Genomic DNA, 17324 nt, shown 5'->3' on the forward strand with positions numbered 1-17324 from the left:
TTACAGCTCAGATATCCTTTTCAGGATTAGCTATTGTTAGTTTTTCAGCTTAGCTTTTAGATTTTGTGCTTCTTCTTGCACATCGTCTGGGCCATTATTAATAATCTCATCTAAAATTTTAACTGCCGAGTCAGCATCATCTATCTCTATATATGCGTGAGCAAGATCAAGCTTTGCCGAGTAACCACCACTTTGAGTATCAACATCCATAGGGTTATCACCAGCAAGTAATGAATCGTAGTCACCCAAACCAACATCCATATCGACGTCGGTGTAGGGTTCGTGATCTATATCCGCATCATCACTTTGCTCTAGTAATGCATCAATATCAACAAAGTCATCTTGATCTAATGGCTCAGTAACCTCAGGTTGCTCAATGGGCTCTTGCAACAATGGTGCTTTATCATCAGCTAAATCTTCGTTAAGTAAGCTATTAAAATCAACATCGAATTCACTGCTATCGCTTAAATCAACATCATCAGGTTCAGCTAACTCATTCAGTAATGAATCAAAATCTGTTTGTGTTAAATCAGCCATGAACTCATCATCAAGCTCATCATCTGAAATCATTTCTGATTCTGACGGTACTGACGTTTGCGTTAAATCAGCTTCACGATCAGCATTTGTTTGCTGATCGGTAAATTCAGCTGACTCTGTTAACGCATCAAGTTGATCATCGTCAAAATCATCATTAGAGCTAACAACTTGCTCATCTGCAGCTTGTTCAGTCAGATCTGTAGACTCTGAAACTTCATTATCTAGAGCTTGCTCTATATCTAACTCTGAAAATTCATTATTAAGTAATAGCTCATCATCAAAATCATCTTCTAAACTATCGAGGTCGTTACCTGCTGATAGAGCATTAGCGAGATCTTGCTCTGCCTGACTAGGTGACATACCTGTAGCATCGCCATCTAAATTATCACCTTGTAGCTCTTCTGGAGTTAGTGATTGTTGCTCCTCATCTGATAAAGACAGTTCATCATCAAGCTCTAACTCAGGATACTCCTCAAGTTCTTCACTTGGGGTGATTATTTCAGGCTCATATAGCTCATCGTCTTCTGTCGATAAATCGTTGCTTTGGATATCGCCAGCAAGCGGGTCATCGCCTAAATCAATTTCCTCTTCATCAAGATCCTCGTCTAAGTCATCCATTGACCAATCAGGTACTTGTTCATCCTCATCGCCTGTTTGCTCAAGCTCACTTAAAAGCTCATCGACACTTTTGAAGTTTTCATCGTTGTATTCGTCAAGCGCATCTTCTGGGTCGAGTAAAGTAGAAGAAGTATCGGTAAAATCATCTTCTGATCCAACATCAGGCTCTGCTTCCAGTTCAGGCTCTACTTCAAGCTCAGGCTCTGCTTCAAGCTCTGGCTCTGCTTCAAGCTCTGGTTCTACTTCAAGCTCTGGTTCTACTTCAAGCTCTGGTTCTACTTCAAGCTCTGGTTCTACTTCAAGCTCTGGTTCTACTTCAAGCTCTGGTTCTACTTCAAGCTCAGGCTCTACTTCAAGTTCAGGCTCTGCTTCAAGTTCAGGTTCTGCTTCAAGCTCAGGTTCGGCTTCAAGCTCAGGCTCGACTTCAAGTTCAGGTTCTGCTTCAAGCTCTGGTTCTACTTCAAGCTCAGGTTCTACTTCAAGCTCAGGCTCTGCTTCAAGCTCAGGCTCTGCTTCAAGTTCAGGCTCTGCTTCAAGTTCAGGTTCTGCTTCAAGCTCAGGCTCGGCTTCAAGCTCAGGTTCGGCTTCAAGCTCAGGCTCGACTTCAAGTTCAGGTTCTGCTTCAAGCTCAGGTTCGGCTTCAAGTTCAAGCTCAGCTTCTGGTTCAGGTTGCTCGTCTAAGCCATCGACTGACCAATCAGGTGCTTCTACATAATCATCACTTGTTTGTTCTAACTCACTCAGTAAATCATCAACGCTATCAAGGTTTTCATTGTTGTACTCATCAAGCGCGTCTTCTGGATCGAGTAAATTAGAAGACGTATCGGTAAAATCATCTTCTGATCCGACATTAGACTCTGATTCAAGTTCTAGCTCTTCTTCAAGTTCTGGCTCTACTTCAAGTTCAGGCTCTGATTCAAGCTCAGGCTCTGCTTCAAGCTCAGGCTCTGCTTCAAGCTCAGGCTCTGCTTCAAGTTCAGGCTCTGCTTCAAGCTCAGGCTCTGCTTCAAGTTCAGGCTCTACTTCAAGCTCAGGCTCTGCTTCAATTTCAGGCTCTGATTCAAGCTCAGGCTCTGCTTCAAGCTCAGGCTCTGCTTCAAGCTCAGGCTCTGCTTCAAGTTCAGGCTCTGCTTCAAGTTCAGGCTCTACTTCAAGTTCAGGCTCTACTTCAAGCTCAGGCTCTGATTCAAGTTCAGGCTCTGATTCAAGCTCAGGCTCTGATTCAAGCTCAGGCTCTGCTTCAAGTTCAGGCTCTGCTTCAAGCTCAGGCTCTACTTCAAGTTCAGGCTCTACTTCAAGCTCAGGCTCTGCTTCAATTTCAGGCTCTGATTCAAGCTCAGGCTCTGCTTCAAGCTCAGGCTCTGCTTCAAGCTCAGGCTCTGCTTCAAGTTCAGGCTCTGCTTCAAGTTCAGGCTCTGCTGCAATTTCTGTCTCAGCTGCAACCTCTGGCTCAGCAAAAGATGAAGCGATAGATTCTACATCTTCACTATTTAACTCTTCTTGCGCGTCAGTTAAATCTTCAATTGAGTCCGCCAATGCATGATCTATTTCAGAATCATGAACATCACTTTCAGGTTGTTCAGTATCTAGTACATCGTCAATATCTACTTCGTCTTCATCAATTAAGCTGTCGATGTCTGGCTCTTTAGTTTGAGCTTCAGTAGTTGGTTGCTCAGCGTCGAGCAAACCATCAATATCAACTTCATAGTCTTCTTCAACTAAGCTGTCGATATCAGGCTCTTCAGTTTGAGCTTCAGTAGTTGGTTGCTCAGTATCGAGCAATTCATCAATATCAACTTCATCGTCTTCATCAACTAAGCTGTCGATATCTGGCTCTTCGCTTTGAGTTTCAGTAGTTGGTTGCTCAGCATCGAGCAATTCATCAATGTCAACTTCGTCGTCTTCATCAACTAAGCTGTCGATATCTGGCTCTTCAGTTTGAGCTTCAGTAGTTAGTTGCTCAGCATCGAGCAAGTCGTCAATATCAACTTCATCGTCTTCATCAACTAGAGTGTCGATGTCTGGCTCTTCGCTTTGAGTTTCAGTAGCCGGTTGCTCGGCATCGAGTAAGTCGTCAATATCAAACTCGTCGCCTTCTTCTACTAAACTGTCGATATCAGGCTCTTCGCTTTGAGCCTCAGCGTCCGGTTGCTCAGCATCAAGTAGGTCGTCAATATCAAACTCGTCGCCTTCTTCTCCTAAACTGTCGATATCAGGCTCTTCGCCTTGAGCCTCAGCGTCCGGTTGCTCAGCATCAAGCAAGTCATCAATATCAAACTCGTCATCTTCTTCAACTAAACTATCGATATCAGGCTCTTCGCTTTGAGCTACTGGTTGCTCAGCATCGAGTAAACTGTCTATATCAAACTCATCGTCATCATCAGCTTGTGCTGTTACATCATCTGCTTGTTCATTATTCTCATCAAGCAAGTCGTCAATGTTAAAGTCTTCGCCCTCTTCAGCAAGTTCTTCACTAAGTGCTGCCATATCATCGTTCGATTCACCTTTAGGTTCATCTGGCAGAGCATCGTCATCTTCTTCATCAAACAAGCTATCTAGGTCATCCGAACTTAAAATGTCATCTGACTCATCAAGGTCGATAGCATCACCTGTATCATCGCCATCGGAACTATCAAAGTCCTGTTGCATGAAAACATCAAGTTCATCGTCTTCAGTATTTTCGTCTTCAAAAACAACATCATCATTGAGTAAGCTTTCTAACTCATCTTGATCTAGTAGACTGTCATCATCGAGATCATCGTTAAATGCCACATCATCATCGAGTAACACGTCATCCATGTTGTCGTCTAATTGCACGCTTATATCATCAAGCGGATCGGGAGCTGGCGCTTCTTCATCAAGAATGGGCTCTGGCTCTTCATTTATTGGATCAGTAAACGCTGGAGCTTGAGGAATAAACTCATCATCGTCACTTTCAGGCTCTTGATTATTACTACGCTTACGCAACCACATAACAACGGCAAAAATGATCAATAAAGCCGGAATGGTCATTAATAAAATCAGCACTAAAGGATTCGAAAGTAGCGCGGCAAAGCTAAATTCACTCTCTTGCTCTACCTCTTTTAATTTTTGCTGCGCAATAATCTCATTTTGCTTAAGGATTAATTCTTTTAACTGTTGCTGTATTTCACTGTCTTGACCAAGCTGTAAGCGAACGTTTTCTAACTCGTTTGAAATACCTGTAAGCTGTTTTTTTAGGTTGTTGTTTTCAACTAAGATCTCTTCTACGTTGCTAACTGAACTTTTAAACTGCTGCTGAAGCTCAACTAATTTATTACCTTGGTCTGTTTTTATCTCTTTTAATTCTTGTTGTAATTCTTTTTTGGCTTCATCAACGTCTGCTTTGCGGGCTTGGGTTACTTGTGTTTGAGCTGAATTAATTTCTGCTTGAGTAAGCGTACCATTTTTCTTTTTTTCCCACAGGTCATCATCTTGCTCAGAGCGTTGCTTAGCTAATTGCGGGTTTACTCGTCTAATTTCTGCCAAAGTAGGTATCTTTAAGTAAGAACCGCTTCGCATATGATTTAAATTTTGTTCTAAAAATGAGTTGGGGTTTTTGTTATACAAGGCCTGCATAACTTGGTAAATGCTAACTGAATTATCAGGACGAACCTTAACGGCAATGCGCCAAAGTGTATCGGTTGGTTTTATTGGCCCAATAGAACGCCCCTGTGCGCCGTAATCTGCGCCTTTAGGCCCTCTTAATTGAGTACTGTCTTGAGAGTAAACAGTCGTTACCATCAGTGCAGACGCTAATATAATAAGTGAAACGAAACCGCGCATGCTGATCCTTTAATGTTTAAATGTTAACACAGCGCTTTGAATTGGCGCTTAAACATTGATTATTCTTGCCGTTGTTAGCCACGTAGCTAACGCACATTTTTATTACAATCTATTTTTATTGCAAGCTCTATTCCAGTTACAAACTATAAACCAGTTAAGCCATAATATCCATCGCAACGCATTGAAAATAAATACCTTAAACATCTAGATAAAAATAATTTTATGTTGTTTATCAAAGTGTTTACACCGCAGCTGTTTGTAAGTGGCAAAAAAATGGCAATTAAAGCACAAAAAAACGGCAAACCACTTTGGTTTGCCGTTTATTGGATTATCACTGTCTTCAGGCTAATTACATATAATTAGCAATGAGTTCTTCTGCTATTTGCACACTGTTGGTTGCAGCCCCTTTACGGGTATTATCACTTACTACCCACATATTTAATCCATGTGGGTGTGAAATATCGGCACGTAAACGGCCAATGTAAACAGTGTCGTTACCACTGGCATCTGAAACAGCCGTTGGGTAATCACCCGCATCATCAATTAGCTCAACACCCGGTGCATCGCTCAATAATTGCTTCACATGCTCAAAGTCATAAGGCATACGCGTTTCTATATTAATTGACTCAGAATGACCGAAAAACACCGGTACACGAACACAAGTCGGGTTTACTGCAATGGTCGTATCGCCTAAAATTTTATGCGTTTCGTTTACCATTTTCATTTCTTCGCGTGTATAGCCATTGTCTTCAAAGCTATCGATTTGCGGAATAACATTAAACGCAATTTGCTTAGGAAAAATGTCGTTTTCCATTGGGCGTGCATTCATTAAGTTAGCTGTTTGTTTTGCTAGTTCATCAACCGCTTCTTTGCCTGCGCCCGACACTGCTTGGTAGGTTGAAACGTTAATACGATCAATACCGTAGGCATCATAAATAGGTTTAAGCGCAAGCATCATTTGAATAGTTGAGCAATTAGGATTAGCGATTATATTACGGTTTCTAAAATCAGCTAAACTCGCTGCATTCACTTCTGGCACAATTAGCGGTACTTCAAAGTCATTTCTAAAATGTGAGGTATTATCAATAACAATACAGCCTGCGTCTGCAGCAATCGGGGCATACTTTTCAGACACACTGCCACCAGCAGAAAATAAGCCGATATGCGCTTGGCTAAAGTCAAAGCCTTCAACATCGCGTACTTCTATGCTCTCACCACGAAACTTTATATCTTCGCCGGCACTTCGGCTGCTTGCTAATAAAAACAGCTGATCGACCGGAAATTTACGATCTTCCAAAGTTTCAATGATTTGACGACCAACAAGGCCAGTAGCGCCGAGTACGGCAACGTTATATTTTTGCGACATATTTCATCCTCTGTAAGCACGGTTAAAACAACCGCGCTAATTAAATTAGTTTGCTGTGGTAAAGCCAAGCTGGGCAAGTACGGCAAGCTCGGTGCTATCACCTTCAACCATCACAGTGCTAAATTCACGGCGGGTTGGGTAGTTTTTTCGTAAGCTGTCAAAGCCTTCATCGGCCAAGTGACGTAGTAAAATGCCATCATCACGGCGTACGTCATAAACTAAATGCACTAAACGGGCTATATCTGTTTCGCTAAAACTGCTTTCTAGGGTGACTTTTTTAATCGCAGGAGGCGGTAAAAAATCATCAAGCGATTTTATTGCGTTAACCCCTTTTAGCTCACATAAGCGCTGGTACAACATTTGCGTACCTCGCGCTTTACCCTCAAGGGTATGCCCTGCAATGTGAACACTGGCATAGCGCACATGTTCCAGTAATTCAGTTAAAATATTAGGTTCATTTTCCCAAACATCCAGCACTAAATCGAGTTCTGCTCCGGCTTGCATTACTTCAAGCAAGGCTTGGTTATCAATTACATCACCTCGGCTGGCGTTGATTAAAGTCAGCCCAGATTTAAGTTTAGTTAAGCGTGTTTTATCAAGCATGTGTAGGGTTTTATGTTTACCCGTTTTAACCAACGGCACATGAAAAGTGACAATATCTGACTGCGCTAATAGCTCATCTAACTCAACATGCTCGGTTAATAGCCCTTGCTCATGCTTAATTGGGTCGCACAAGAGTAAATTAACGTTCAGTGCTTTTAATTTTTGCGCGAGGCAACTGCCAATATTACCTACACCCACAATACCGATTGTTTTACCGCTTAACGGGCTGGCATTTTCTTGACTTAATGCAAATAAGCTACTTATTACATACTCAGCTACGGCTATGGCATTACAGCCAGGCGCACTGGTAAAATCAATATTTTTTGCGTTGAGTAAATCGGTATCAATATGATCAACACCAATCGTAGCGGTACCTACAAAGCTTAACTTATTCGCCTGTGCTAATAGGTCACTGTTAACTTGAGTAACTGAGCGGGTAAGCAGTACATCAACATCGATAAGTTGTTCAGGAGTTAATTGCCTGCCATCAAATCGTTCAACCTCACCCATATCTTTAAAGAATTGCTCAACTAAAGGCATATTTTGATCGGCAAGAATTTTCATTGTGAGTCCGTTTGGCGAAATGAGGCGCTATTGTAACGAACAACCCCCTATTAGCACAAACGAAAAAGCCGAGCATTTTGCTCGGCTTTAAAATAGGTAACGGTTAACTTAACCTTTGTATTTGCTCATTACTAGCGTGGCATTAGTACCGCCAAAACCAAAGCTGTTAGACATAACCGTGTTTAGTTCAACGTCTTTTGCTTCAGTTACAATATTCAAGCCTGCCGCTTGTTCATCTAACTCATCAATATTGATAGATGGCGCAACAAAACCGTGCTCAAGCATTAATAATGAAAAGATAGCTTCGTGTACACCAGCAGCACCTAGTGCATGGCCTGTCATTGCTTTAGTGGCACTGATCATTGGCGAATTACCACCAAATACTTCTTGAATAGCGCCAAGCTCTTTAACATCACCTACCGGTGTTGATGTACCGTGGGTATTTAAGTAATCAATGCTGTCAACGTTTTGCATAGCTTGACGCATACAACGTGCTGCACCCTCGCCCGATGGGGCAACCATGTCGTATCCGTCAGAGGTTGCGCCGTAACCGGTAATTTCAGCGTAAATATGCGCGCCACGAGCAAGTGCATGTTCAAGTTCTTCAACAACCACAATACCGCCACCGGCTGAAATTACAAAACCATCGCGGTTTGCATCATAAGTACGTGATGCTTTTTCAGGTGTGTCGTTGTATTTAGTCGAAAGCGCGCCCATAGCGTCAAATTCCATTGCTAACGTCCAGTGAAGCTCTTCACCGCCGCCTGCAAAAATAACGTCTTGCTTGCCTAATTGAATTTGTTCCACCGCGTGGCCAATACAATGCGCAGAAGTCGCACACGCAGAACTAATTGAATAGTTAACACCTTTAATTTTAAACGGCGTTGCTAAACATGCAGAGGTGGTACTTGCCATAGTACGTGGCACCATGTAAGGGCCAACGCGCTTAACGCCTTTTTCACGAAGAATATCAGCCGCTTCTACTTGCCATTTTGATGAACCACCACCAGAGCCAACTAATAAACCAGTACGCTCGTTTGATACTTGCTCGTCGCTAAGACCCGCATCTTCAATCGCTTGCGCCATTGAAATATAAGAGTAAGCCGCCGCATCGCCCATAAAGCGCATTGCTTTACGATCAACATGCTCTTTAACATCAATATCAATTTTACCTGATACATTGCTACGCAATTTGTAATCAGCAAATTCTTGATTAAAAGCAATACCACTTTTACCCGCTTTTAGTGACTCTAATACTTCTTGTTTATTATTGCCGATGCTTGATACAACACCGATGCCTGTTATTACGGCTCTTCTCATGGGTAATTCCCTTAGCTTAATACTTAATTGTGTTCTATTTTACGCGAATTTAATCATCTAAGTGGTCAGCTTTCTAGCGTACACTTGTACTCTGAAGCTACAGCTTATAAATAACGCCAGACTATTTCAAAGAAAACACGTAAAATAATTAAAAAATTATCTATAAATTGAATTGGTCATGATAAAAAACGCCCATATACACTTTAACGACTTAGGCACACCAGTTGCCAATGACTTTGACGATGTTTATTTTTCTAATGACGACGGCCTTGCTGAATCGCATTATGTGTTTTATCAACAAAACAGTATAGATACACGGTTACAAAATCATGACCGTGAACACTTTGTTATCGCCGAAACCGGTTTTGGTACTGGGCTTAACTTTTTGAATGCATGGCTGCAGTTTTCTGACCACTTACAGTGCCTACAAGTTCAATATGAACAGCCAAATACAGTGCAGCGATTACATTTTATTTCTTTTGAAAAATATCCACTTAGCGTAAATGATTTAAAACAAGCCTTGCAAGCTTGGCCTAGTTTAAGCCATTTGAGCGACCAACTCGTTGCCCACTATCCGATTAATTTAAATGGCTGCCACCGACTTGAATTTGCCAATGGCCGTGTAACCCTCGACCTCTACTTTGGCGACGTACTGGAATGTATTAATAGTATGAGCTACCCACAAAGTGGGCTGGTTGATGCGTGGTTTTTAGATGGCTTTGCGCCAAGTAAAAACCCCGACATGTGGCAGCAAAGTGTATTTAACGCCATGGTTGATATTTCCAGAAGCAATGCCACATTAGCCACGTTTACCGCTGCGGGGTTTGTGCGCAGAGGACTAAACGAGGCAGGCTTTAGCATGCAAAAAGCCAAAGGCTTTGGCCGAAAGCGTGAAATGCTAATTGGCACACTTGCTCAAGCCAACCCAAAACAATCAGCCCCCGCCTATTTTGAGCATCACCCCTCACCGCTTTCAAGTGTGGCTATTATTGGCGGAGGTATAGCGAGCAGTTGCATCCTTTATAGCCTCGCAAAACGTGGCATAAAAAGCCACTTATTTTGCCAAGATGAAAAACCCGCAATGGGGGCATCGCACAATGTACAAGGGGCTGTGTATCCGCACTTACAGGCAAAAAACTCGCCACATAGTGAATTATTTGCCCATAGTTTTTTATACGCAAAGCGGCTTTATAATCAATTAATCAACAATGGCTTTTTGTTTGATCACCAGTGGTGTGGTGTACTACAACATGCAGTAAAACAGCCATTGGCAGATCGCCATCAAAACCTCGCAGATAAACAACTGTGGCCAGAGCAGCTTATGCGAAATGTAACTGCTGATGAGGGTGATGCTATCGCTGGGGTTAAAACAGGTTACTCGGGGGTATTTTTTGAACAAGGCGGCTGGGTTAATCCCCCGCAGTTAGTTTGTGCAATGTTAGATGCCGCACAACAATTAAATGCGTTTGAAAGCCTATTTAACTGCCATATTGAGCAATTTACTAAACAACCCGATGGTTGGTACTTAACCACGCAAAAGCAAACATTTGGCCCCTTTAGCGATGTGATTATTTGTACTGGTGAGCACAGTGATGCATTTACGCAAACCAAAACACTTCCCATTGTTGGCGTTCGCGGCCAAGTGTCACATGTTCAGGCAAGCGAGCAATCACGTAAACTTAATACTGTATTGTGTCACAAAGGTTATTTTACTCCCGCTTATTTAGATCATCATTGTATGGGCGCCACCTTTGAAAAAAATAGCAAAAGCCGTGAAGTGACCGAGCAAGACAACCACACTAACCGCGAGCAATTACTGAGTTTTTATAACAACACTGAATTTGCCACTAGCTTAGGCGATATTAGCTCAGCCAAAGCCGCTGTTCGCTGTAGTTTTATTGACCACTTACCAATGGCCGGTGAATGGGTGGAGCAAACTGATTATACACGTGCATTTGCTAATTTACGTTTGGGCAAGCGCTATCAATATCAGCCATTAGAAAAACCACAACAGGGCCTACATATTTTTACCGGCTTTGGCGCGCGAGCATTATGCAGTGCACCGTTATCTGCCGAGCACTTAATTAGTAGTTTAAACAATGAACCTCGCCCACTAAGTGAGCGTGTAAGCCAAGCAATTCATCCAGGACGTTTTATTGTTCGTGATCTTATTCGCAATAAAATTTAAAGGTAATAATACCTACAAAACCCTTTATTGTAATTATCAAGAACGCAATGTACGTATTAGCTTATACCACCGTAACTATGTAACCGAAGTAATTATAAGGATCGAGTAAAAGTTCTAAAAAACACATTAATAATAGCTAATTTTAATACTCAGTTAAGTAATGACTTTTTAACTAATATGTTTTTTAAAATAAGCTCATTTAAATCCCATTTACCCTTTAAAAATAATTCCCTACCCCAAGGTCTGTTTGTACGAACAACCTTTACACTATATTGAGAAGGAATTAATTATGAGTAAGACTTTAATTATTGGTGCAAGTGGTCAAATTGGTAAAATGGCTACCAAACTACTTTTAGAAAATGAGCAAAATGTTGTTGCACTTGTAAGAGACAAAAGCAAACTGCATGATTTAGATAGCCCATTTTTAAGTATTGTTGAACAGGATTTAGAAGGTGACTTTTCAAATGCCATTAATGGCTGCGACCAAGTTATCTTTGCGGCAGGTTCAGGTGGAAGTACAGGCACAGATAAAACCGTACTTATTGATTTGTGGGCAGCGACAAAAGCGGCAACTTATTCTAAAGAGCACGGTGTAAAACACTTTATTATGGTCAGCTCTATTGGCGCAGACGATCCAGATGCAATAGATAGTGACTTAAAGCCCTATCTAGTAGCAAAACATATGGCCGATGAGCATTTAATTCACAGTGGACTCAATTATACAATTGTCCGCCCAGGAACATTAACCGACGAAAATGCCTCTTTGGAAGTAACAACTGAGCGTCCTAGCGATCAGTCAAAGGCTAAAATTAGCCGCGAGAATGTAGCCAACGCACTGCTTCACGTTGCTACAAATTCATTTAATAGCAATCGTATTTTTGAGTTATTTGATGGCGACAAACCAATAAAAGCCGCTATTAAATAAGCATTACATTCATCCCTTGCCATGCAAGCTGTATGGCAAGCAGGGTTAAAATCACTTTAAAAATAACCCTAAAACGCGCTACCGATAACCGCTTAAGTAATCTAATCCCTAACCAAGTGCCAATGGCTCCGCTTAAAATCATCGCCAGTGTTAACGGCAACCATTGCCAAAAGCTAAAGCCAAGCCCCGCATAAACAACGGCTTTTAAACTATGCTGCAAGGTCATAATACTTGAAAAAGTCGCGGTAAATTTAAGCTTATCGTAATGATTAATATGTAAATAACTCGCCACCAAAGGCCCACTTGCCCCTACAAAAGTCGAGATAAATGCGGTTATTGCGCCCGCTATTAACCGCCCTAATCGTGAGTCTTTATTAAATTCAGGAATTGTTCCCCACAATAAATAAATAACAAATAAAGCCACAAACAACTTCATACTATCAAGGTTAATATCGCTTACTACTTGGCTTGATAGCCCCACGCCAATTAATCCACCCAGAGTAAAATACAGCAACATCGGCTTATCAAGATGGGTAATGCTTAACAACAACCGATTGGTATTAGAGCCTAACTGCACTAAAGCATGAACAGGCACTACCACCGCCATAGGCATAACCGACGCCATTACCACCAACAGCATTAAACCGCCGCCCGCACCAAAAGCCGCCGATACAAACGAAGTAAACCCCGCCAGTACAATGAGTAACAGCGAGATCAAAGGCGAAACGTGTTCAGCTGTAAAAATATCCATACCCATGCCCGCAGTTAATCATAAGCTCATAATACAACTAATAGACATGTAAGCGACTAGTCTTTTAGCTGTCTCTTATACACATCTCCGAGCCCACGAGACCGGAGCCTATCGGGGTTCGGGGTTCGGGGTTCGGGGTTCGGGGTTCGGGGTTCGGGGTTCGGGGTTCGGGGTTCGCAAGATAAACCAAAGCACAATAAATTCAATAATTTCAGCCATAAAAACGACACTTATGCGATCGTCGGCAGCGTCAGATGTGTATAAGAGACAGTTTTTAGGGTTTTTAAACAAACGAATTTAAAAACCGTTATTGGTGGAGCTGGGGGGATTTGAACCCCCGTCCGAAAAGCCTCGACCGTCGGTACTACATGTTTAGTATTGTCATTTAATTAACCTTTAAATCCCGGACAAACACGGTAGATAAAGGCGAGGCCGCTTAGTTTTAACGCTTCAACCCCGGCCAGGGTTTCCGTCGCGATCAGGTGTTAGGGTGACACTCCAAAATCCAGTCCACAAGAATACATGGAAGGAGCGCTAGCCAGCCTAAGCTGCTAGAGAGTAGTTATCGTCGTTTGCGATTACTTTAAATTGCGGCTTTTTTACGAGGCAAACCGCACCTCGACATGCACCTCGGGCTTCTTGAATTCCGTCGAATCCTAATCAGCCCCTGAATAAGGTTACTCATTCAGAGTGTCCAAGCAGTATAACCGAGTAACCTACGAATACTCAACACCTTAGGCGTTTTATTTTATTGGTTGATTAATCATGCATCAAACACACATGTAAATGTAAAGTATTGGACAATTAAGAAACAATTACTTAACAATGATGGTGCTTTATGCTCAAATGCAAGGCTAGACCTTGGTCTAATAAATTATAAAAAATAATAACAGACATATTACCTAGAGGATTTATAAATGTCGGTTTTTTCTTTTAATGAGCAAACGGGGTATATCTCTTTAGTTTCACACCCTCATGTTTCAGGTTTAGCCTCAACAGCAACACAGCTTATTGAATTAATGGGCCAGTCAGAATATTGCGAGTGTGAGGTTATTGCTAGCAATATTGGTAAGCTGTTTGCTCAAAATAAAACCGAAGAAGCCCCCTCTTTAGTAATTGCTCAAGCCATTGATGCAAAACTAACCATAAACATCGATGAAAAGAATATGCTCGTTGAAGCTACCCTTATTACTGCCAAGGGCGGTAAATTGCTTAGCATGGAACAAGCGATTGAAGAGTTCTCACAAGCAGGGGTTGTAAAAGGCATTAGCTCTCATGCATTAGAGCAGTTATTGGCGCAACAGTTCGAACACCCCCCAGGAAGTACGCATTGTGCCGAAGTCGCTTTTGGTCGTGCATCTAAAGTGGGTAACGATGCCAAATTTGTACGTCTTTGCTGCACAGCGCAAGACCGCGTACTTAGCCCACAAGCTAAAGGCGGTGGTAAAGTTGATATGAGGAACCTAGGTGATATTATTACTGTAAAACCTGGTTGTGAATTAATGCGGCGCATTCCAGCAACATCGGGGGTTGATGGGTTTACTGTGTTTGGAGATGTGCTAACTGCAACCCCTGGCAAAGAGCATAAATTACAACCTTTTGACGGCACTAAAATTGCGCCTGACAACCCCAACTTATTAATTGCCGACTGTACTGGCGTACCGGTTGCCCTTCCCCGTGGTATGCGTGTTGATGATGTTTTATGTTTTCACAATATTGATCCAAGTACTGGGCATGTTGAATTTGATGGCAGTATTATAGTCAGTGGTGATATAAAAGATGGCATGCGCGTGACCGCCAGCGGCGATATTACTGTTTTAGGCTTTGTTGAATCGGCGCAGCTCAAAAGTGATAGTGCCATCACAATAGTAAAGGGTGCAATTGGCAGAAAGCGAGAAGCCGATGAGCCATTTACCTGTTCTATTTTAGCTAAACGAACCGTTGCGCTTGGTTACTCTCAATACTGCGACATAAAAACGGATCAAAACTTACTAATAGATCGCCAATCATTACATTGTGACTTGAGTGCTGGAAATTTAATTAGGGTGGGCAGCGCAAAAGATCCTAAAGGTAAAATTATTGGTGGCCATATTCTAGACGCAATGCGCATTGAAACAGGTGAATTGGGCGCACCAGCAGGAACTAAAACCCGTGTTTGCATCGCACAGCGATGGTATGTGCTAAAACAAAAACAAGCGCAAATCACTGACTTTGAAAAAGTTTTAATCAGTAAGTCAATTGAACTACAGCAAGCGCGTCAGCGAATTAATAAACAAGTTGCAAGCGCACAGCGTCAGCAATTTTTGAATAAAATAACAACGAATGAAGAACACATAGCAAACCGAAGCGCCAGCATCAATCAGCAAAAGCAGTTGCTAAGAAAGAAAATGACGCAGCTTTTAGCGCTCAGTCGCTTAAAAGTTAATGAGCTTATGCACCCTGGGGTAGAGCTTAAAATTGCACGAGAATCAATTAGCTTTTCGCGTAATTACCCACCACATTTAATCACTCATAGTGAAGGTAAAATAACGCAATCGTTTTAATAACGCTTATTAAGACTGACTCAGCCCCACAAAGTAAGTATTCACTATTGTGAACTTAATCTTGGTTGCTTGCTTCGTCTTCGCTCTGTTGTGTTTCATCTATAGCAAGTGGCCAACCACCTAGTTGCTGCCAACGATTAACAATTAAACAATATAATTCAGCGGTGCGTTCTGTATCGTATAACGCAGAGTGTGCTTGTTTGTTATCGAACTCTATTCCTGCTGCTCGGCACGCTTTAGCTAATACTGTTTGGCCTAATGCCAAACCCGCAAGTGATGTGGTATCAAAACTAACAAACGGATGAAATGGTGTGCGCTTGATGTTATTACGCTCAATAGCGGCATTTAAAAAGCCATGGTCAAAAGCGGCATTATGAGCAACCACCACAGAGCGCTGACACCCTGCGGCTTTTTGCGCTTTGCGCACTACTTTACAAATTTCTTTAATCGCCTCTTCTTCAGGGACTGCCCTTCGAAGTGCTGAAAAAGGCTCAATCCCATTAAACTCAATAGCGGCTTGTTCAATGTTTGCACCCTCAAACGGTTGCACATGAAAATGAACGGTATGATCGATACTAAGCAGTCCTTCGTCATCCATTTTTAAGACGGATGCTGCAATTTCTAGTAGTGCGTCGGTTTCTTTGTTAAAACCGGCGGTTTCAACATCAATAACCACAGGAAAAAAGCCACGAAAGCGTTGTGCGAAAAGTGTTTGCTCAGTATTTGCCATAGTATTCTTGGTTTATAGGGATTAGCTGTCTATTATGTCAAAATTGATGGCCTGTCGGCTAGGGGATTTATTGATTAATTACAGTTAAACTATAGGCATGTTACTTGCTTTGTAATTAGCGTTTACGCTGAATTATTTGCTGTTGCGTAATATTTTACGGTTTTTGTCACTTTTTTGGCAGAGCTAGATAACTGGAGAATTCTCGATGAAGTGTAAGTTGTTATTTATTAGCCTAGGCATTAGTAGTGTGCTGTATAGTTTGAATACAACTGCAGCAATGCGCCAGTACACGGCTAGCCAAGATAATTCAAACTGGAACTTGGTTAAAACAACTCGCTTGCAATGCCAATTAAATCATGAAGTTCCCTACTATGGTGAAGCTGTTTTTAAAGCATCAGCAAGTAAAAACAAAGATCTCACTTTTAATTTAGACATGGTGGTGCGCCCAGAAAATTACGCGATTGCCGGTTTAAAAGCGGTACCACCTAGCTGGCGAGCAGGCCGCCCTGCCCGTGATATTGCTGATATGAAATTACTTAAAAAGTTTGATGGTGAATTAGGTAATAAAACAGCATGGGAAATACTGACTGAGCTTGAAAAAGGCAACCAACCCACTTTTTACTACCAAGACTGGCAAAATAGTGCCGATAAAATTGCCGTGGGTATGTCTAATGTTAACTTTAAGCAAGCGTATTGGGCATTTTTACAATGCCGAGACGAATTGCTGCCATACAATTTTGAAGATATTTCGTTCACTATAATGAATTATGAATCGAATAGCAGTAAGTTAACTAAGTCATCGCAGCAACGCCTTGATAAAATTGCTGAGTATTTAAAAAACGACCCCAGTATAGAGTCAATCAGTATTGCATCCTATACCGATAGTTATGGCGGTCGTTGGAATAACCTCGATTTATCTAGAACCCGCGCTAAGGCTATTAAAGATTACATGGTTAGCTTAGGTGTTGATGGAACTAAAGTGGTTACTGAAGGCTTTGGTGAAAAACGCTTTGTAGATACCAACGATAATATTTTGGGCCGTGATAAAAACCGCCGCTTAGTGATTCAAATAGCTAAAATGTAAATTCAGCCCCCTCTTTTAATGGCTGAAGGTGCAATTTTAGCACTTTCGGCCAACACCTATTGTTTTAGTAATCCCTCTATTGTGCAAAACCAATAATCTGACCATTTAGTTATTAACATTTGGCTTTTTATTTTTTCATTTATATTAATAAGTTAAATTTCATTTCTTGATGATTTTGGCTTTTTTAATACAGTTGTAAATAGAAGATTACATTTTATTTTGTCTCTTTTATGACAAAACTATTTAAGTTTTGCACAACTAGTTATATCTTGCGTGTCTCTCACGTTTGAT

The 17324-nt window shown here is 41.6% G+C and carries 10 protein-coding genes and 1 other RNA gene; 4 read left to right on the forward strand and 7 right to left on the reverse strand.

The genetic code is table 11. The features are described from left to right. Window positions 1-36: 36 nt before the first annotated feature. From FHG08_RS14535 to fabB, 4 genes are all read right to left on the reverse strand, one after another. The gene (locus FHG08_RS14535; protein ID WP_178983207.1) at window positions 37-4959 is read right to left on the reverse strand and encodes a FimV/HubP family polar landmark protein; all 4923 of its coding nucleotides are present in this window, start codon (window positions 4957-4959) and stop codon (window positions 37-39) included. A 349-nt stretch (window positions 4960-5308) separates the two neighbouring features. Further along, the gene (locus tag FHG08_RS14540) at window positions 5309-6325 is read right to left on the reverse strand and encodes an aspartate-semialdehyde dehydrogenase (protein ID WP_010388045.1); all 1017 of its coding nucleotides are present in this window, start codon (window positions 6323-6325) and stop codon (window positions 5309-5311) included. A gap of 45 nt (window positions 6326-6370) precedes the next feature. Further along, the gene (locus tag FHG08_RS14545; RefSeq protein WP_178956374.1) at window positions 6371-7492 is read right to left on the reverse strand and encodes a 4-phosphoerythronate dehydrogenase; all 1122 of its coding nucleotides are present in this window, start codon (window positions 7490-7492) and stop codon (window positions 6371-6373) included. Between the two features lie 108 nt (window positions 7493-7600). After that, window positions 7601-8812 (reverse strand): beta-ketoacyl-ACP synthase I, encoded by a 1212-nt coding sequence (fabB, locus tag FHG08_RS14550; protein WP_010388041.1) that lies wholly within the window; start codon window positions 8810-8812, stop codon window positions 7601-7603. 178 nt (window positions 8813-8990) lie between these two features. On the opposite strand from fabB, the gene mnmC reads away from it, so the two are divergent. Both mnmC and FHG08_RS14560 read left to right on the forward strand, forming a co-directional pair. Then, window positions 8991-11000: a bifunctional tRNA (5-methylaminomethyl-2-thiouridine)(34)-methyltransferase MnmD/FAD-dependent 5-carboxymethylaminomethyl-2-thiouridine(34) oxidoreductase MnmC gene (gene mnmC, locus FHG08_RS14555; RefSeq protein ID WP_178956375.1), complete on the forward strand. Its 2010-nt coding sequence runs from the start codon at window positions 8991-8993 to the stop codon at window positions 10998-11000. A 289-nt stretch (window positions 11001-11289) separates the two neighbouring features. After that, entirely contained in the window at window positions 11290-11925 is a 636-nt protein-coding gene (locus FHG08_RS14560; protein WP_178956376.1) for an NAD(P)-binding oxidoreductase, read from the forward strand. Here the strand turns inward: FHG08_RS14560 and FHG08_RS14565 are convergent. Beyond that, window positions 11918-12676 carry a sulfite exporter TauE/SafE family protein gene (locus tag FHG08_RS14565; protein WP_178956377.1) on the reverse strand — a complete coding sequence of 253 codons (759 nt, stop codon included), beginning with the start codon at window positions 12674-12676 and terminating at the stop codon, window positions 11918-11920. The two genes, FHG08_RS14560 and FHG08_RS14565, sit on opposite strands and share 8 nt — an antisense overlap. A 311-nt stretch (window positions 12677-12987) precedes the next feature. Further along, window positions 12988-13344, reverse strand: a transfer-messenger RNA (tmRNA) gene (ssrA, locus tag FHG08_RS14570). Between the two features lie 249 nt (window positions 13345-13593). On the opposite strand from ssrA, the gene FHG08_RS14575 reads away from it, so the two are divergent. Further along, complete coding sequence (locus FHG08_RS14575) at window positions 13594-15219, forward strand: DUF342 domain-containing protein (protein WP_178956378.1); 1626 nt, start codon at window positions 13594-13596, stop codon at window positions 15217-15219. Window positions 15220-15274: 55 nt separating this feature from the next. On the opposite strand, the gene rnt is transcribed toward FHG08_RS14575, so the two are convergent. Beyond that, entirely contained in the window at window positions 15275-15949 is a 675-nt protein-coding gene (rnt, locus tag FHG08_RS14580; protein ID WP_178956379.1) for a ribonuclease T, read from the reverse strand. A 205-nt stretch (window positions 15950-16154) separates the two neighbouring features. Here rnt and FHG08_RS14585 point away from each other — a divergent pair, with 205 nt between their 5' ends. After that, window positions 16155-17033: an OmpA family protein gene (locus tag FHG08_RS14585; protein WP_178956380.1), complete on the forward strand. Its 879-nt coding sequence runs from the start codon at window positions 16155-16157 to the stop codon at window positions 17031-17033. The last annotated feature ends 291 nt before the right edge of the window (window positions 17034-17324 follow it).

The organism is Pseudoalteromonas sp. Scap03 (genome assembly GCF_013393115.1).
Lineage (GTDB): Bacteria > Pseudomonadota > Gammaproteobacteria > Enterobacterales > Alteromonadaceae > Pseudoalteromonas.